The organism is Bartonella sp. ML69XJBT (assembly GCF_028618515.1).
Classification (GTDB): domain Bacteria; phylum Pseudomonadota; class Alphaproteobacteria; order Rhizobiales; family Rhizobiaceae; genus Bartonella.
This window is the reverse complement of the sequence record NZ_JAQITB010000008.1, coordinates 24,570-41,869: the sequence shown is the minus strand read 5'-3', so window position 1 is coordinate 41,869 and position 17,300 is coordinate 24,570. Positions and strand designations below refer to the sequence as shown.

The 17,300-nt window shown below is 36.9% G+C and carries 16 protein-coding genes, 3 tRNA genes and 1 pseudogene; 12 read left to right on the top strand and 8 right to left on the bottom strand.

What is annotated here, in order from left to right; genetic code table 11:
* Positions 1-3 precede the first annotated feature (3 nt).
* The 3 genes and pseudogenes from cpdR to PVV68_RS10700 all read left to right on the top strand — a co-directional run.
* On the top strand, positions 4-366 hold the full coding sequence (gene cpdR / locus PVV68_RS04170; RefSeq protein ID WP_004858948.1) for a cell cycle two-component system response regulator CpdR: 363 nt from the start codon (positions 4-6) through the stop codon (positions 364-366).
* Positions 367-463: 97 nt separating this feature from the next.
* Positions 464-538, top strand: a tRNA-Val gene (locus tag PVV68_RS04165).
* A 727-nt stretch (positions 539-1,265) separates the two neighbouring features.
* Positions 1,266-1,535, top strand: a pseudogene (locus PVV68_RS10700) (integrase arm-type DNA-binding domain-containing protein); the annotation flags it as partial.
* 712 nt (positions 1,536-2,247) lie between these two features.
* Here the strand turns inward: PVV68_RS10700 and PVV68_RS04160 are convergent.
* The 5 genes from PVV68_RS04160 to PVV68_RS04140 form a co-directional block, all read right to left on the bottom strand.
* Positions 2,248-2,324, bottom strand: a tRNA-Arg gene (locus tag PVV68_RS04160).
* A gap of 39 nt (positions 2,325-2,363) precedes the next feature.
* Positions 2,364-2,669, bottom strand: a complete 306-nt coding sequence (locus PVV68_RS04155; RefSeq protein ID WP_273720693.1) for an ETC complex I subunit — start codon at positions 2,667-2,669, stop codon at positions 2,364-2,366.
* Positions 2,670-2,756: 87 nt separating this feature from the next.
* Positions 2,757-2,833, bottom strand: a tRNA-Pro gene (locus PVV68_RS04150).
* 735 nt (positions 2,834-3,568) lie between these two features.
* Positions 3,569-4,258, bottom strand: coding sequence for a DnaA regulatory inactivator HdaA (hdaA, locus tag PVV68_RS04145; protein WP_273720692.1), 690 nt, complete (start codon positions 4,256-4,258; stop codon positions 3,569-3,571).
* Positions 4,255-5,466 carry an AI-2E family transporter gene (locus PVV68_RS04140; RefSeq protein WP_273720691.1) on the bottom strand — a complete coding sequence of 404 codons (1,212 nt, stop codon included), beginning with the start codon at positions 5,464-5,466 and terminating at the stop codon, positions 4,255-4,257. Before PVV68_RS04140 ends, hdaA begins: the two co-directional genes overlap by 4 nt.
* A 157-nt stretch (positions 5,467-5,623) precedes the next feature.
* On the opposite strand from PVV68_RS04140, the gene purM reads away from it, so the two are divergent.
* Positions 5,624-6,709, top strand: coding sequence for a phosphoribosylformylglycinamidine cyclo-ligase (gene purM, locus PVV68_RS04135; protein WP_273720690.1), 1,086 nt, complete (start codon positions 5,624-5,626; stop codon positions 6,707-6,709).
* Positions 6,706-7,317: a phosphoribosylglycinamide formyltransferase gene (gene purN / locus PVV68_RS04130; RefSeq protein ID WP_273720689.1), complete on the top strand. Its 612-nt coding sequence runs from the start codon at positions 6,706-6,708 to the stop codon at positions 7,315-7,317. The genes purM and purN overlap by 4 nt, the downstream gene beginning before the upstream one ends.
* Positions 7,318-7,833: 516 nt before the next feature.
* Here the strand turns inward: purN and PVV68_RS04125 are convergent.
* On the bottom strand, positions 7,834-10,374 hold the full coding sequence (locus PVV68_RS04125) for an ATP-binding protein (protein WP_273720688.1): 2,541 nt from the start codon (positions 10,372-10,374) through the stop codon (positions 7,834-7,836).
* 210 nt (positions 10,375-10,584) lie between these two features.
* On the opposite strand from PVV68_RS04125, the gene PVV68_RS04120 reads away from it, so the two are divergent.
* Positions 10,585-11,100: a flagellar biosynthetic protein FliO gene (locus PVV68_RS04120; protein WP_273720687.1), complete on the top strand. Its 516-nt coding sequence runs from the start codon at positions 10,585-10,587 to the stop codon at positions 11,098-11,100.
* Positions 11,101-11,152: 52 nt separating this feature from the next.
* On the opposite strand, the gene dksA is transcribed toward PVV68_RS04120, so the two are convergent.
* Positions 11,153-11,569: an RNA polymerase-binding protein DksA gene (dksA, locus tag PVV68_RS04115; protein ID WP_273720686.1), complete on the bottom strand. Its 417-nt coding sequence runs from the start codon at positions 11,567-11,569 to the stop codon at positions 11,153-11,155.
* 320 nt (positions 11,570-11,889) lie between these two features.
* Positions 11,890-12,423, bottom strand: coding sequence for a flavin reductase (locus PVV68_RS04110; protein ID WP_273720685.1), 534 nt, complete (start codon positions 12,421-12,423; stop codon positions 11,890-11,892).
* 143 nt (positions 12,424-12,566) lie between these two features.
* Here PVV68_RS04110 and rpe point away from each other — a divergent pair, with 143 nt between their 5' ends.
* The 6 genes from rpe (at position 12,567) to purQ (ending at position 17,133) form a co-directional block, all read left to right on the top strand.
* Positions 12,567-13,241 (top strand): ribulose-phosphate 3-epimerase, encoded by a 675-nt coding sequence (rpe, locus tag PVV68_RS04105; protein ID WP_273720684.1) that lies wholly within the window; start codon positions 12,567-12,569, stop codon positions 13,239-13,241.
* Between the two features lie 10 nt (positions 13,242-13,251).
* Positions 13,252-14,556 carry an adenylosuccinate lyase gene (gene purB, locus PVV68_RS04100; RefSeq protein WP_273720683.1) on the top strand — a complete coding sequence of 435 codons (1,305 nt, stop codon included), beginning with the start codon at positions 13,252-13,254 and terminating at the stop codon, positions 14,554-14,556.
* Positions 14,557-14,639: 83 nt separating this feature from the next.
* Positions 14,640-15,188, top strand: a complete 549-nt coding sequence (locus PVV68_RS04095; RefSeq protein ID WP_273720682.1) for an alpha/beta hydrolase — start codon at positions 14,640-14,642, stop codon at positions 15,186-15,188.
* 178 nt (positions 15,189-15,366) lie between these two features.
* Complete coding sequence (gene purC / locus PVV68_RS04090; RefSeq protein ID WP_273720726.1) at positions 15,367-16,131, top strand: phosphoribosylaminoimidazolesuccinocarboxamide synthase; 765 nt, start codon at positions 15,367-15,369, stop codon at positions 16,129-16,131.
* Between the two features lie 78 nt (positions 16,132-16,209).
* On the top strand, positions 16,210-16,449 hold the full coding sequence (gene purS, locus PVV68_RS04085; RefSeq protein ID WP_273720681.1) for a phosphoribosylformylglycinamidine synthase subunit PurS: 240 nt from the start codon (positions 16,210-16,212) through the stop codon (positions 16,447-16,449).
* 12 nt (positions 16,450-16,461) lie between these two features.
* A complete protein-coding gene (purQ, locus tag PVV68_RS04080; RefSeq protein WP_273720680.1) occupies positions 16,462-17,133 on the top strand; it encodes a phosphoribosylformylglycinamidine synthase subunit PurQ in 672 nt (223 codons plus the stop codon).
* Positions 17,134-17,300: the final 167 nt, after the last annotated feature.

Below are 17,300 nucleotides of genomic sequence, written 5' to 3'. Positions count from 1 at the left end.
ATCATGAAACGAATCCTGCTTGCAGAAGATGATAACGATATGCGCCGCTTTCTAGCAAAAGCTTTAGAGCGTGCAGGCTACGAAGTCGCTGATTTCGATAATGGTGCTAGCGCATATGAACGTTTACAAGAAGAACCCTTTTCCCTTCTCCTTACTGATATTGTAATGCCAGAAATGGATGGAATTGAACTAGCACGACGTGCTACTGAAATTGATCCTGATTTACGCGTAATGTTTATTACAGGATTTGCAGCAGTTGCACTCAATTCAAATAGCGATGCTCCTCCTGATGCAAAAGTACTTTCTAAACCGTTTCATTTGCGTGAACTCGTGAATGAGGTTGAAAAAATACTGATCGCGGCTTAAAGGGTATTTTTTCAAATTATTCGTGTCTGATTAAATAGAAAATTAAATTAGACATTGACGTTTGTAATTCTATGTGGTGTATGCAACATCATTAAATGGGCGTGTAGCTCAGCGGGAGAGCACTACGTTGACATCGTAGGGGTCACAGGTTCAATCCCTGTCACGCCCACCATTTAATTTTATATCGTAGATAAGCTATTGGATACCTAAATAAAACTATGGGAATAGGATTTCCCCATACGCCTCTGCAAAGTGCGTCCTTTTTGACAACTTTTTCCGATAATTCTTTGCATTTTATTCAATCCTATTATGAGACATTATGCAACGTTCTAACCAACATACCAACAATTTTGCCGCTAAATAAATCAGAGAATTTTATTATAAAAATTTTACCATAAGTATTTTCTTTTCTTCTCAAAATATTGCTATTGCCTAATGCAACCTGTTTTGCTGAAGTTAATAGTCAGCAAATCTTTTAAGAAAGATATCTTTTATTATCGATAAATAACTATAACGAATCAGAATTTCTTTTTGTTTTGATAACAACAAAAGCTCTCAAGTAAGAATGGCTTTTTGCTCTCATTTAATCTGAGAATTCTGATCGAAAGAAATAAAAATATTTTTGCTCTGTTCCAATAAGGAATATGATAACATTATATTCCCCTTTTCTCTACTTTAAAGAGATCTTGTAACAGCTTAACAAGGCATTGACTTATAATGAGAATTTAGTGTTATTCATTATTAAATTAGAAACTTGGATACCATAAGATTCTCTCATTTCAAGCCTTTCCCATGTTGAAACAATCAAAATCACTCGCTTACACATCACAAGCGGGATAAGTGTGTGGTTAAAAATTGTACAAGAAAGAACTAAAAACGGCTCTTATGAAGAGTCTTAGGTGACAAGGGCTGTAGCAACATGGGAGGCTGGAAAATAGTATAATGGTGCCGGCTTGTTACTTCATAAGCTTAAAGATGAGAAGTCCCAATGGGTTTAACGTTATACTATTCACGGGTACCGTCGTGAAATGGGCTTGGGTGCCTTAAAAGATACTTCTTTTAAAAAAGCTCGTGATTGTACAACTGGGTGGCGTTCTGTTTTGCATGAGAGGCATTCCCCATTAAAGAACGTGAAAAAAAAGTGTGAAACAATGCGCAATCTTCATTATTAAAAAAATCTTTTTAATTAAGCATTTGATAATACTCTTTTAAACAGAAATTTTGCCTTGAATATAAACCGCCTCCCCTTTCTGAAAACAAAAAAATTTCATGCTATGATCAGAAGAAGATATCAACCAATATTGCCCTGTTACTGGACAGTTAGGTACCCGTATGCGCGTATTTGAATTGACGTGCTTTATATATTTTGCCACGATGATACAGTTAGGATAAACTAAAAAGTTATCAAAGATCCAGATCATTCATCTCAAGATAGAAAAAGCCAATTTAAAACAGATGTTTTTCTTCCTATTTTAGCAGAATGAGCAGGAAACCTTTAAGTTGCTCCCTAAGTGATAAAATATTCATTTTTGGGAAAGGTAGAAACAAACCTGTCAAAGAGAGTTTTAGCAAGCTGTTTCGTGCAGCGTATAAATCAAGCAGGAATCAATAAATCAGCACATGGATTTGAGAAAATAAGCAGAAACACCTGCTCACAACCTATACAGGAAATCTACCGTATCACAACTTAAAGCACTTTTTAGCTAGACAAAACAACAGATTAGCATCAACTTTATACTAAAACAGTCAATAGAGAACACTTAGCAGTAGAACCAATAAAAAACTTTCAAAAGGTTCGGAGTATATAGAAAAACAAGTTCATAGAATTAAAAGAACATAAACTCCCGAACTTTTGTATAAGCTATTGATATTATCTAAGCATGGTGATCCCGACAGGATTCGAACCTGTGACCCACGGCTTAGAAGGCCGTTGCTCTATCCAGCTGAGCTACGGGACCAACTGATTATTCTCTCCATTAGAAACAACATCCTTAAACTCAATGCGTCCAAGGTTGTTGCCTATCACTACGAAAATTATCAGAATAAGAAACAACACGCCGAATCGATCTATGCGTTCTCTCTACACGATAAGGAATAGCATTTTTGTCTGCAAAAGCAATCGCCTCTTCCTTGCTCTTAAAATGGATTTTTATCTGACTGCTTATATCAGAGGTTGACGTATACCCCATAAGAGGTTCAAGCATTTTTGCCTGTGATGGCTCATATTGCAAAATCCAAAAACCAGTATTCCTTCTACCTGACTGCATAGCCGTCTTTGCAGGACTATAAATACGCGCAATCATAGTTACTTTCCTTTAGACTACATAACACTTGAATGATAATTTCTCACCACACACCGATTGTAGCATTCCCTCACATAAAATCAAATATGGTCGGAGCGATAGGATTCGAACCTACGACCCCCTGATCCCAAATCAGGTGCGCTACCAGGCTGCGCTACGCTCCGCCATTTATATTCATTTGATGCATCTTCCCTAAAATTTTCACGACAGAAGTGCAAGAGAAAAACACATTTTTTAAAAAATTTTATTGTATTTCTCTACAAGAAAGCACTTTTTTAGTTTTTTTCTCTTATTTGAAAGATTCATTGACAGAAATAAAAAAACAATATCCATCAAGCAAGGAAGTTAATTGAGGTTAACAAATAACGCAATTCTCTATAAAAACTTTAAATATTATATCATTTCAAAAATGATTTCCATGACATCAGAAACATCTCATAAATACGATCCTCATGCGCTCATTTAGCATCACAAAAAACTATAAAATTCTAGCTTTTTTCATAGAGGATTCAGAACGAATCATAAAAAAATTGAAAATCTCCTGTTATTACTCTCTCACCTGATTACTTTTGTTTTTTCAATTCTATGTTTTTCTAACAATACCAATACCTAAATTAAAAAATAAATATCTTTCTTAAATTATAAAACTTTCATTATAAAAAAAAGATTCGTTTGTAAAATTATTTTCAAATGCTGAACATATTTGTGCAAACGACAAAAAAGCTCATAAAAAATACTATCATGCGAGAAACAGATAAACAAAAATACACTACTTTATTAACTTTAGACAGCTGTCAAAAAAGCAAACACTTAAAGAACCACATTTCTATTTACGACAATAGCAAAACAATAGAACAGCAGCACTTTTATTGAATAGTTTGAGCCATATTAAAAAACATTTATTGAATTTCAATGTTAAGAACTTCACTAATGATAGCACGCGTTACTTTGCGCTTTCGTTGTAATGTTAACCAATCAACCGAATCAATAACACGCTTCAATGCAAATATAGAACGTTCACAACGGCTTACAAGATAAGAAACAGCATCTGGATGAACAATAATCTGCTTATCCGAAAAAAGTTTGAAAGCAACAGCTGTTAACAATGCGTCATCAGGTTGATTAATAGCAACCAATACAACTGAATTAAGACGACTTTTTAAATCATTTAACTTTAAATCCCATGCTGATGGTACTGTACGAGCAGTTATCAACAAAGTAGCCTGACGTTTATCAAGATTTGCTTGCTTAACACTATTCATCAAATGAAAGAGTCCTGTCTCACTAATTTCCCCCGCATCAATATCTTCAATTAAACATGCTCGTCCTAAAGAAGCCATAGCCACAGCTTGATCAATTTCATTGCGATGAACACTTAAAGCATTCGTTTTTTGCTGCCATACGTTAGAAAAGTGCGTTTTTCCAGATCCTTCTTGTCCAACCAAAACTGCAATAGGGAAAGCCCAATTTGGCCAATGATCAATAAGCTGAAAAGCCATACGATTGCTTTCAGTCACCACTAAATCATCGAATCGAAAAATCGGATTGTAAGGAAAGTTTAAAGGTAATTGCGTTTCACGCCCATTCATTCTAGCAGCTCCGAATTTTCACTTCGCGAATACATCTGAGAATTAAGATACGTATGAAGAGCAAAACGAACTAAAACAGCAACAGCCGCTGCCGCAGGAACAGCAACGAGCATACCAGTAAAACCAAAAAGTGAAGAAAAAGCAAAAAGTGCAAACATTAACCACACTGGATGTAATCCCACGGATGACCCCACAAGTTTTGGTTGGAGAATGTAGCCTTCGACAAATTGACCAATTAAAAAGAGAACCACAACAACGACAATCCCCCCCCAATTATTTGGATAGAATTGAACCCAGGCAACACCAACAGAAAGTATAAAACCACTCATTGTACCAATATAAGGAACAAAGCTGATAAGACCAATAAACATACCAATCAAAAGAGCAAAATTGAGTCCCGTGATAGTCAGACCAATAGCATAATATCCTCCTAATATGAGACAAACTGTTCCTTGTCCACGAACAAAACCAGCGATAGCTCTATCCATTTCATAAAAAATACTACGAACGGTTTCAAGATGATCGCGCGGTATCAACGAATCAATTGTTGCAACCATACGGGGCCAATCTAAGAGCATATAAAACGTCACGACAGGTGCCACGACAAATAGGCTGACAAGATTAACGATAGATTTTCCTGACTTTAAAAGTGAATTTAAGAGAGAGGTAATAAAATCAGAACTTTTGCCTAAAAGTCCTTTAATATTACTCTGTAATTCATTTGGATCACTCCCAAAATAGCGCCTAACCCAATCAAAATCGTGTTCAACAAAAAAAGTTTGAATACGATTAATATAAACGGGTAAACCATTACTCACAAATTGTTGTATTTGCCAACTGATAATAGGAATCAAAATAACTAAAGCAGCAACAAAAACAACAAGAATTAACACAGTAATGAGGATAGTGCCAAAAGCACGACGAATACCAAATTTTTCAAGCAATTGAACAATGGGATTAAGAAAATAAGCCAACACAATTCCTGCTACAAAAGGAAGCAAAATGGATCCAAAAACAAACATAAAAAGAATGAAAAAAAACAGTGTACCAAGCCAGAAAAAAATTTGTTTCTTCATATTATTGGGTAACGGTATTTGAGTATAAGCTGGTACATAAGTCTTATAACGGTCACCAGAACCATTCTCACGCACTTTTTTTTTCATAAGCTGCCAAGAAGATTGTCCGTGATTATCTGATATCTTGCTCATAAAATATCCTAAAAAAAACTCTCCACAAAGATTATAAACTTCTTCACCATAAGCTACAAGTAAAGTTGCTTCTTTTCTTATCAATATCTCTTGCAGAGATCACTCTATCATGGCATTGCATAACATTAAAACCTGATTTTTCATAAGGAAGGCTCCAATGAGCAATCAAGATATCATAAATGATAAATCCAACTGTGGTCTTACCTACGCAAAAGCCGGTGTGAACATTGATGCGGGCAATGCTATGGTAGAAAAAATTAAACCCTTCATACGTGCAACAAAACGCACAGGAGCCGATGGAGAAATTGGTGGTTTTGGTGGACTTTTTGATTTAAAAGCAGCAGGCTTCACAGATCCCATTCTTGTAGCTGCCAATGATGGTGTGGGAACAAAATTAAAAATTGCCATTGAAGCAGGTATCCATGATACTGTGGGAATTGATCTTGTCGCTATGTGTGTGAATGATTTACTCGTACAAGGTGCTGAACCTCTCTTTTTTCTCGATTATTTCGCAACAGGGAAGCTTGATCCTGAACAAGGTGCTACAATCATTTCCGGTATTGCTGAAGGATGTAAACAAGCAGGAGCAGCCCTTATTGGGGGAGAGACTGCAGAAATGCCAGGTATGTATGCACAAGGAGATTATGATTTAGCTGGTTTTGCTGTAGGAGCATGTGAACGTGGCGCATTACTCCCTTCAAAAGACCTTACAGAAGGTGATATCATTTTAGGTCTTAACGCATCTGGAGTTCATTCCAACGGCTTTTCTCTTGTCAGGCGAATCGTTCAACAGAGCCCTCTCAAATGGGAAGATCCAGCCCCGTTTAATCCTCAAATGAGCCTTGGTAGAGCATTCCTCACACCAACACGCATTTATGTAAAATCACTTCTTTCTATTATGCGAAATTACCAAGGGATAAAAGCTCTTGCACATATCACCGGTGGTGGCTTTCCTGAAAATATCCCACGGGTACTTCCATCTTCTCTCTGCGCTGAAATCAATCTCTCTAACATTCATGTCCCCTCCGTCTTCTCATGGATTGCCAAACAAGGTAAAATAGAAAAAACAGAAATGCTACGAACATTCAATTGCGGCATTGGCATGATTGTTATTGTAGCGCAACAAGCAGTTGAGAAAATTACGCAAGAACTTGAAATGCAAGGAGAAACCGTTACCAACCTTGGCGTTTTAACAAAACGTCAAGATAAAGGAATACTCTACAAGGGTGTGCTTTACTTATGAAAAAACGAATTGTTATTTTTATTTCTGGCAACGGATCTAATATGGTTGCCCTTGCCAATGCCTGTAAACAAAAAAAATACCCTGCTGAAATCGTTGCAATTATTTGTGATAATCCTCATGCTGCTGGCATTGAAAAAGCTTATCATCATAACCTACCTGTTCATGTTGTTGATCGCAAAAGCTATCCAACAAAAGAAGCCCATGAAGAAGCTATCTTCATAGTTCTCGCTCAATATAAGCCGGATCTACTCTGCTTTGCAGGTTATATGCGCCTCATCTCATCACGTTTCGTAAAACTTTATGAAGGGCGAATTTTAAACATTCACCCTTCTCTTTTACCTTCATTTAAAGGTTTAAATACACATGAAAGAGTTTTACAAGCAGGTGTTAAAATCACTGGTTGCACTATTCATCTTGTTACAGAAGACATGGATGCAGGAAAAATTCTTGCTCAAGCGGCCGTTCCAGTCTGCCCAAATGATACTGCTGAAAGCTTAGCGCAGAGAGTTCTTAAAGCAGAGCATATCCTCTATCCGCAGGCTTTAAAAAGCTTCATTGAAGGGAAAAACAAAACTGTAAATACCCAGCAACAACTTTTATCCTTTTGAATATGCCGTTTAGTGTTTCCCAGTATTACAGTTAAAATTTATCATCAATTATCCTATTTTGAATCTACGATATTTCAACATAAGAAAAACCATTTTCTCCACGAATAATTTTCATGCGAGATCTATGATCTTTTTTTAATGGCTAAAGGGACCCAAAATAACTGCTATTTATTCTCTTTAATAATTTTACGCCCATGTTTATCTTTTCAGGATTTGCCAATTTTTACCTAAAGAATCTTAAAATAACTTCCCTCTCCCCACTCTAAAGAACGCTGATTCTGAACCGCAACAGTCTATAAACGATCTAGATTCTTTTTGCAGCTCCCCACGACTGATCACTTCATGCCCTTAACTCCATAGGTGCTACGGAATACCTCCCACTTTAATATTCTTTTCTATGACTTACGAAAACACCTAATGTATAAACTTTTACATCCCTTATCCTATTCCATCCTCCTTAAACAACAATGTTCTACCGTATAATAAGATAATTTCTCTATTGCATAACTTTTCATTTTATTGTGCAAGTGTTTCTTTAACTGTTAAAGCTAATTGTTTGAGTGTAAATGGTTTAGATAAAAAACCAAAAATAGCGTCTTGAGGAAGATTTTTAGCAAATGCATCTTTTGCATATCCAGAAACAAAAAGAAATTTGATATAAGGATAATTTTTACGTGCTTCCTTGAGCAAAGTTGGACCATCCATTTCTGGCATCACCACATCAGAAACAATAATATCAATTTTTCCGTTATTTTCCTCAAGAATGGCGAGGGCTTCCACTCCACTTGCTGCCTCTAAAACAGTATATCCTCTCATTTGCAGCGCTCTTACTCCTCCCATTCTGACAGCATCTTCATCTTCAACCAACAAAACAGTTGCAGATCCTGTTAAATCTGTATTTTTTTCTTGCTCTTCAGCTTTTTCAATCTGTGGAGAAATTTTTCCACTCTTATAAGGAATATAACGAGGAAGAAAAATATGAAATGTTGCTCCTTCACCCTCTCTACTCTCACAATAAATATAACCACCTGTCTGCTTGATAATTCCATAAACCATTGATAAACCAAGCCCAGTTCCTTTTCCCACTTCTTTTGTTGTAAAAAATGGTTCAAACATTTTTTCTTGTACAGCAGATGATATACCGGTCCCTGTATCTGAAATAGTCAATTGCACATACTCACCAATTTCACAACCAACATGGTCGAATTCAGCACTCTGTTGTTTTGTAATATTATTTGTTGCAATCGTAACCACACCTCCATTGGGCATAGCATCACGTGCATTAATAACCAAATTCATAATCACACGCTGGAAAGATGCTTGATCGACTTCAACGCTCCATAAATCTCTTCCATGAATAATTTTTAATTGAATATTATTGCCCAAAAGAGGTAAAATAAGATTGCGAATATCTGATAAAAAGTCTGTAAAATCAACTTCTTCAGGTCGAAGTGTTTGCTTTCTAGAAAAAGCGAGTAATTGTTGTACAAGTGCTGCTGCACGATTAGCATTATTTTTAATATTGATAAGATCCGCATGGGCAGGATCAGAACTACGGTGCGTATTTAAAAGAAGATCACAAGACATCAAAATTGCTGTTAAAACGTTATTAAAGTCATGCGCAATACCGCCAGCCAATTGCCCAACAGCTTGCATTTTCTGACTTTGCATCATTCTATCTTCAAGTGTTTTGTGTTCTGTTGTTTCTATAACAGAGATAATGACAAAATCCTGTAAAAGGTCATCATAATACGACTTTATAGGCATAATATGAAGACGCAAATGGCGTTCTTCATTATTTTCCAAAACGGTCTCTAGAACTGTATCATTTTTATTTGTGGTCATTTTCTGAAATGCACGTTCTAACAGTGTATGATCGCGACGAGATATCACATTATAAAGATTGAGAGTTTTGTCTGTACATCCCATCAATGATGAAAATGTATTATTCATGTGAACCCATTGACCTTTTTGATCCACCACCACTATTGCAAAGGGACTTGCATTAAAATACTCCACAAAAACACTAGGTAATTTCAATTGATCATCATTCTCTTGCCTTTGTTTTTGCTGTGGAATGATCACAATACGATAAATGGTCTCATCCTCTGAAAGAGAAGAAACGCACATAAAACAATTCAATATTTTCTTAACACTGCTCTGTGTATTACAACATAATGAAAACCTATAAGGCAAAGAGTATCCTGAACTTTGATATTTGTTGTTTTGCAAACAAATATCACTCCATGTAATTTTTTCTCCAACACTGTTCAATAACTGATCAAAACTATATTGACCGACAGAAAAATTTGCTAAATCAATTGAAAACCACTCAGCAAAAAGCGCATTTGCGTAAAGAACTATTCCTTGTGCATTAACGGATAAAAAACCAACAGGTGCTTGATCTAAATGATTGATAGCTTCTTGAAGATGAGAGAAAAAAACTTCACGATATTCCTGCAAATGCGAAATATCAGCAATACGCCAAAATAAAAGCTTTTTTCCCTGCTTTGTGATCGGTTGAACAGAGATATTATACCAATTAGCCCTTTTTTGCGTAGAATGAGCAAAAATCGCTTGTTCAACTCTTAACTCTTCTTGCGCGGCAAGATGATTACACGCAGCAACCTTTAAGCGATACGCCAATGCACCTGCTCCTGGAAGATCAGCGATAACCACATAACAAGAAGACTGAGGGTTATAGGTAAGAATTTTTCGGTAATTTTGATTAGAATAATAAACAAAACCAGATAAATCAGAGACGATAATTGCGTCATCGCTATTATTAAAAATATTAAGATCACATTCATCGTGCAGTTGCACGGCATTATACTTTAAAATCCCTATTCCACTCAAAACAAGTGCAGCTCCCCCTATAGCTGCCAAAGCCCAAAAAAACGCCATTCCAATCTTTTGCAAAAAGCTCTGTGGATAAAAAAGACCGACAACACCCCAAATGAAGAGAAAAGCTATTATAAAAACAATACCAAGAATCACACCTCCTCGATATCCAGAAGAAGATAATGATCTTTCACTATTCTCAAAACCTTTATCCATCTCACTTTGCCTTGATTATCGCTATTGCTTAGCGATAAATTGCCTCTATAACCGTTGTTATAAAGTATATACTATGATAATATCCCCTCAAAACAAATCACTCAATGTTAAAAGATTTTTTCTTATATTATTAAGAAACTCTCTTTAGGGTATATTTACAAAGCTGTCTCAATAAAAATAATATTTCCATTCTAAAATGGGAGAAGTTTTATGGTTATCTGGTTATCAAACCAAATAGGTACAACCACCGCTAACATAATCACAAGCTTTGTGTTTTGCGTCATAACATGCATAGCTATTGCTATGCTCATCCTGTTTTTAAGCCGTTTAAAGAGAAAGAGGCTTAGTATCCATAGAAATAAGCGTCCACCGCGATTAACTCTCTGCGAAACAGTTGTTATAGATCGTACACGTCGTCTTGTTTTGGTACGTTGTGATAATAAAGAGCATTTGCTTCTTATTGGCGGACTTACAGACATTGTTGTAGAAGCCAACATAAACAGTACGTCTCTCATAAAAAAGGAAGACACACAGCCAACATTATCGATAAAAAAAACCAATCTGAGCAACATGTCCACAGAACAAAGATCTTTAGATAAAAGAGAACACGTGCAAAGCAACAACACTGCTTCTTTTATGAAGCAACATGTAGAAGATTCAGCAATCACCGCCGAAATCGAAGGACGGCACGAACCATCTTTATTTATCCCCCCTCAAAACAAATGAAATGCTCAATTCCAGCACTAAGAGTTTCATTTGGCAAACATTGTAATCGATTTTAATCATCGCGATAAACTCTTTCTCGTCGTTCATGGCGCTCTTGTGCTTCCAACGATAAAACTGCAATTGGTCGGGCTTCAAGACGCTTTATACTAATAGGCTCGCCAGTTTCCTCACAAAAACCGTAAGTTCCATTATCAATGCGCTCCAAAGCAGCATCTATTTTTGAAATGAGTTTCCTCTGACGATCACGAGCACGTAATTCAATTGTACGATCAGTTTCGCTAGACGCTCTATCGGTCAAATCAGGTTGAGCAACATTCTCTTCTTGCAAATTTTCTAAAGTCTCACGCGCTTCTCTTAATATATCATTTTTCCAAGAAACTAATTTAGCACGAAAATATGCCTTTTGTCGCTCATTCATAAAAGGCTCATCTTCACTAGGGCGATATTGATGATCAATCTCTTCGCTCATGCCATAAAAACCTCCATATATGGTATGTGCGGACTCTATATTGTGCAACACCACGCAACACAAGTGTAAAATTCTTTTTCCATCTACTTAAAAATGTGTTTAAAGCCACGGAGTATGTTTCCACAACTTTTTTGCATAAAATATATTTTCTCAACATAACCAGTTGTTCAGGGCTCTTCTATCCATCTTTTTAGCCATGCCTATAAACCATAAATAATGTAGATATTCAGTGTCATGTAAACTCATCTTTATCCAATGATTTCGCTAAACCTTAAATATATTAACAATCAATTGTCTCAATATGTAAAAAACAAAAAACTTTACAAAGATAGAGTGTGATATTTACGATTCAAATACATCAAAGCGTCTTTTTCTTGATTAAGGCTGATCGCAACAACTTCACCAATCAAAACACAATGGGTTGCATGTTCATGCCAACAAATTAAACGACAATCAAAAGACGCTAAAGCATCTGAAAGACTAGGTGCGCCAGTTAGCAACGTCTTCCATTGTGCGATATCAAAACGTTCTTTTTGTGTAATATTGCAACGCCTAGAAAAAATATCCGCTAGTGGACGATGTTTACCCGCTAAACTATTCACACAAAAGTTCCCATTCTCCATAAACAATCGATTCTTGAAGTTATGCCGCATAAGACAAACAAGAATAGTTGGAGGATCATCAGATAAAGAACAACACGCTGAAACCGTTACCCCGCGTCTTCCTCTCATACCATTTGTGGTCACAATATGCACAGCTCCTGCAAAATGACTCATAGCATCTCGATATTCTTGCGAAGAAACAGTAATATTATGTTGAAGTTTAGGCATTAAACGTGTTGTATGGTTTGACATATCCTTCACTTATACAGCTTTTAAATTCCCAATAATTTTTCCATAAAAAATTCATGACATGTATTTTTCTTTTACGTCATAGCACAAAAGATATTTTAGTATACAAAACAACATGATAAAAACAGCCTATCAAGGAGATCTTCATGCCCCATTCTCACCTCATTTCACCTTCGCTCTTGGCCTGTGATTTCTCCAAACTTGGTCAAGAAGTACTTGATGTTATTGATGCTGGAGCAGATTGGCTTCATCTTGATATCATGGATGGCCACTTTGTTCCTAATATCACTTTTGGCCCAGATATCGTCAAGGTTCTCCGCCCATTAACCAAAGCAATATTTGACGTCCACTTGATGATCACACCTGTAGATCCTTATTTAGAAGCTTTTGCAAAGGCTGGCTCAGATATTATAACCATTCACGCTGAAACAACTCCCCATCTTCACCGTTCGCTGCAAACAATTAAAGCAATGGGGAAAAAAGCAGGAATTGCTCTCAATCCAAGCACGCCAGAACATATAGTTGAGTATTTGCTTGATCAATTAGATCTTATCCTCATCATGACAGTCAATCCTGGTTTTGGAGGACAGAAGTTTATTCCAGAAATGAAAGATAAAATCAAACGCATTAAAAGCATGATTGCAAACAGACCTATTGATCTTGAAGTTGATGGTGGTATCACTGTTGATACAATTGGGATAACTGCGAAAGCGGGCGCAAATGTATTTGTCGCAGGCTCTGCAATTTATAAAGAAGGCAACAAAGCGCTTTACAAAACCCGTATTAATGCACTGCGCCAAGCCGCAATTCACTCACAATAAGGAAAAAGTCATGATAACACGTTATTCCCGCCCTGAAATGGTAACAATTTGGTCACCACAAACAAAGTATCGTATTTGGTTTGAAATTGAAGCACATGCCTGTGATGCGCTAGCAAAACTGGGTATTATTCCACAAGAAGCCGCAAACATTATTTGGGAAAAAGGAAAAGCCGCCGAATTTGATGTCAATCGCATTAATGAAATTGAGGACATCACCAAGCACGATGTTATAGCATTTCTAACCCACTTAGCTGAATTTATTGGCCCAGAAGCACGTTTCATTCATCAAGGTATGACCTCATCAGATATTCTAGATACAACGCTTAATATACAACTGATGCGTGCCAGTAATATTTTGCTAAAAGACATAGACCAACTTCTTGAAGCATTAAAAAAACGTGCTTTTGAACATAAAGAAACAATTACCATTGGACGCAGTCACGGTATTCATGCTGAACCAATAACATTTGGTGTCAAATTCGCTCTTGCATACGCTGAATTTTCTCGGTGTCGCAAACGCCTTCTTGCCGCACGAGAAGAAATTTCCACTTGCGCTATTTCAGGTGCCGTAGGCACTTTTGCAAATATTGACCCACGCGTTGAAGAACATGTGGCAAAAGCATTGGGACTGCATCCTGAACCCGTTTCCACCCAAGTTATACCACGCGATCGTCACGCCATGTTCTTTGCAACGCTTGGTGTTATTGCATCATCCATTGAAAGATTAGCTATAGAAATACGTCATCTACAACGAACAGAAGTTTTGGAAGCAGAAGAATATTTTTCACCTGGACAAAAAGGCTCATCGGCTATGCCCCATAAGCGTAATCCAGTTTTAACCGAAAATCTTACTGGATTAGCGCGTATGGTACGTGCCTTTGCAATACCTGCCATGGAAAATGTAGCACTTTGGCATGAACGAGATATTTCCCATTCATCTGTTGAGCGCTATATTGGCCCTGATGCTACCATTACCCTTGATTTTGCTCTTGCTCGACTCACATCTGTTATTGAAAATTTAATTGTCTATCCAGAAAATATGCAAAAAAATCTCAACAAATTCCGAGGGCTTGTTCATTCACAACGAGTGCTTTTAGCACTCACGCAAGCTGGAATGAGTCGTGAAGATTCTTACCGAATTGTACAACGCAATGCGATGAAGGTGTGGGAACAAGGAAAAGATTTTTTAGAAGAATTACTCCATGACAAAGATGTTACAAAAGCTTTAAGTGAAGCAGAACTTCGTGAAAAATTTGATCTTTCCTACCACACCAAACATATCAACACGATTTTTCAACGCGTTTTTGGAAAATGACAAAAGCATATATTGTACACAAGCAACAAGCATGTTGTCCTTGCCTTATGAAACAAAAGCTGTGGTAATGAAAGAAGCAATTAATGAAAGCAAATCAACTCGATATTCTTATTGTTCCTGGCTACAAAGGGTCTGGTCCTGATCATTGGCAAACACGATGGGAAAAAAAATTGTCTACAGCCCGCTGCGTTCAACAAACCCATTGGTCGAAACCTGTTTGTGAAGAATGGGTTCATGAGGTTAAAAGCGCCATTGCACAAGCACAAAAACCTGTTGTGATTATTGCCCACTCATTAGGCGTACCTACAGCTATTCATGCAACGAAACAAAACGCAGAAAAAGTTTGTGGCGCCTTTTTTGTTGCACCTCCAGATGTAAACAATGAAAACATCCGCCCCAAACATTTTATGACATTTGGTCCCTATCATAGTAAAAAATTACCATTCCCCTCTGTCATTATAGCCAGCCGCAACGATGAATTTTGTCAATTTTCAGTAGCAGAAAAACTTGCGAATGATTGGGGTGCACTGTTTGTTGATGCTGGGCAATCTGGCCACATTAATGCAGAATCTGGACATGGACCTTGGCCTGAAGGACTTATGGTTCTCTCTCATTTTCTTGCAAAAATTTAATGAAAGAGAGATAAGTGCCTTCACGCTCTCTATATTTGTAGTTTCATGACTCTTTGCTCAAAGTCCCAATGACAAAAAATATAAGAAGTGCTATAGCAATCATTGAGAATTTCTGACAATTAGGATAGTATTACTTATCAGTGTTATTAGAAACCTCTCAAATCAATAGAGAATCATGATGAATCGTCGCCACCGTATTTATGAAGGCAAGGCCAAAATTTTATATGAAGGACCTGAACCAGGGACCTATATTCAATTTTTTAAAGATGACGCAACTGCCTTTAATGCAAAAAAACATGAAATTATCGACGGAAAAGGGGTTTTAAATAACCGTATTTCGGAACATATCTTTAGTCATCTTAGCCGTTTGGGTATCCCGACCCATTTTATTAAACGCATAAATATGCGCGAACAGCTCATTAAAGCCGTTGAAATTATTCCATTGGAAGTTGTTGTTCGTAACGTTGCTGCTGGTTCTCTTGCCAAGCGTTTGGGGCTGGAAGAAGGAACTGCCCTTTCGCAATCCATTATTGAATTTTACTATAAAAATGATTCTCTTGATGATCCAATGGTAACGGAAGAGCATATCACTGCCTTTGGATGGGCTGTTCCCCAAGAAATAGAAGATATTATGCAACTTTCGATTCGTATTAATGATTTTCTTTCCGGGCTTTTTGCAGGTGTTAACATTCAGCTCATTGATTTCAAAATGGAATTTGGACGCCTATGGGAAGATGAAACAATGCGTATTGTTCTTGCTGATGAAATCTCTCCTGATTCTGCAAGGTTATGGGATATGCAAACGCGAGAAAAAATGGATAAAGATCGTTTTCGGCGTGATATGGGTGGGCTTATTAACGCTTATCAAGAAGTGGCAAAACGCCTTGGCATTATCAATGAGAATGAACCTCCACGACCAACTGGTCCAGTATTAGTAAAATAGTGACATGAAATCACCTTCCTTTAATATTAGCAAATGAACCTCTTTAAGAAGAGGAACTTTAGCGACAGGAGATAAAAAATGAAAGCACGTGTTACAGTGACTTTAAAAAACAGTGTCCTTGACCCACAAGGAGAAGCAATTGTAGGTGCTTTAAAAAGTTTAGCGTTCAAAGGCATTCATTCCGTTCGCCAAGGAAAAGTTTTTGATGTTGTGCTCGATGATCAGCCTTCTGAAACTGCAACGCAAAAACTTGAAGAAATGTGTAAAGAGTTACTGGCAAATACCGTCATTGAAGACTGCACTATAGAGCTTCTGTAAGTGGGACACTTCATGAAAACTGCTATTATTCAATTACCTGGATTAAATCGCGATGGGGATATGGTTGCAGCACTACGCCATATAACAGGAATCGAACCGTTAAAAATTTGGCAAACAGAAACAACAATTCCGGATGTAGATATCATTGTTATTCCTGGTGGTTTTTCTTATGGGGACTATTTAAGATGTGGAGCTATCGGTGCAAGAACCCCCGTTTTACAAGCTGTGCGTGAGAAAGCAAAAAAAGGTGTTACAATTATTGGCATATGTAATGGATTTCAAATTTTATTGGAAGCTGGTTTATTACCTGGCACTTTAATGCGTAACACCTCATTGAAATTTGTTTGTCGTGAAATAAAGCTTGAAGTGGTAAATGCCAATACAAAATTTTCTCGCTATTATTCCAAAGGGCAAATTATTCGTTGTCCTGTTGCACATCACGATGGAAATTATTTTGTCGACAGTGAGACATTAAAACAAATGGAAGACGATGAGCAAATTGTTTTTCGCTATGCAGAAAATACAAATCCTAACGGTTCGATAAAGGACATTGCTGGTATCGTCAATAAGGCTGGTAATATTCTTGGTATGATGCCTCATCCTGAAAATTTTATTGAACCCGCACATGGTGGTACTGATGGTCGTTTGCTTTTCCAAAGTGCTTTAGAATTGACCAATGGATAATAACAAAGAAGATTTTATGCTGCCTCACTGTGTTAAAGTCAAAAATCTGTATCATTTTCCCACACGACAAATTTACCAATAAAATATTTTTACAAACACAACGGAGTGTACTTTAAAAACACACAAAGATTTATTCAAAAGACCTTAATAACAAGAGACAATAACAA

Coding starts and splice junctions, on each gene's coding strand:
- purM (WP_273720690.1), top strand. CDS start 5,624: ATGAGCAATCAAGATATCATAAATGATAAATCCAACTGTGGTCTTACC.
- purQ (WP_273720680.1), top strand. CDS start 16,462: ATGAAAACTGCTATTATTCAATTACCTGGATTAAATCGCGATGGGGAT.
- hdaA (WP_273720692.1), bottom strand. CDS start 4,258: ATGAATGGGCGTGAAACGCAATTACCTTTAAACTTTCCTTACAATCCG.
- PVV68_RS04120 (WP_273720687.1), top strand. CDS start 10,585: ATGGTTATCTGGTTATCAAACCAAATAGGTACAACCACCGCTAACATA.
- PVV68_RS04140 (WP_273720691.1), bottom strand. CDS start 5,466: ATGAGCAAGATATCAGATAATCACGGACAATCTTCTTGGCAGCTTATG.
- purN (WP_273720689.1), top strand. CDS start 6,706: ATGAAAAAACGAATTGTTATTTTTATTTCTGGCAACGGATCTAATATG.
- PVV68_RS04155 (WP_273720693.1), bottom strand. CDS start 2,669: ATGATTGCGCGTATTTATAGTCCTGCAAAGACGGCTATGCAGTCAGGT.
- purS (WP_273720681.1), top strand. CDS start 16,210: ATGAAAGCACGTGTTACAGTGACTTTAAAAAACAGTGTCCTTGACCCA.
- rpe (WP_273720684.1), top strand. CDS start 12,567: ATGCCCCATTCTCACCTCATTTCACCTTCGCTCTTGGCCTGTGATTTC.
- PVV68_RS04095 (WP_273720682.1), top strand. CDS start 14,640: ATGAAAGCAAATCAACTCGATATTCTTATTGTTCCTGGCTACAAAGGG.
- PVV68_RS04110 (WP_273720685.1), bottom strand. CDS start 12,423: ATGTCAAACCATACAACACGTTTAATGCCTAAACTTCAACATAATATT.
- purB (WP_273720683.1), top strand. CDS start 13,252: ATGATAACACGTTATTCCCGCCCTGAAATGGTAACAATTTGGTCACCA.
- dksA (WP_273720686.1), bottom strand. CDS start 11,569: ATGAGCGAAGAGATTGATCATCAATATCGCCCTAGTGAAGATGAGCCT.
- purC (WP_273720726.1), top strand. CDS start 15,367: ATGAATCGTCGCCACCGTATTTATGAAGGCAAGGCCAAAATTTTATAT.
- cpdR (WP_004858948.1), top strand. CDS start 4: ATGAAACGAATCCTGCTTGCAGAAGATGATAACGATATGCGCCGCTTT.
- PVV68_RS04125 (WP_273720688.1), bottom strand. CDS start 10,374: ATGGATAAAGGTTTTGAGAATAGTGAAAGATCATTATCTTCTTCTGGA.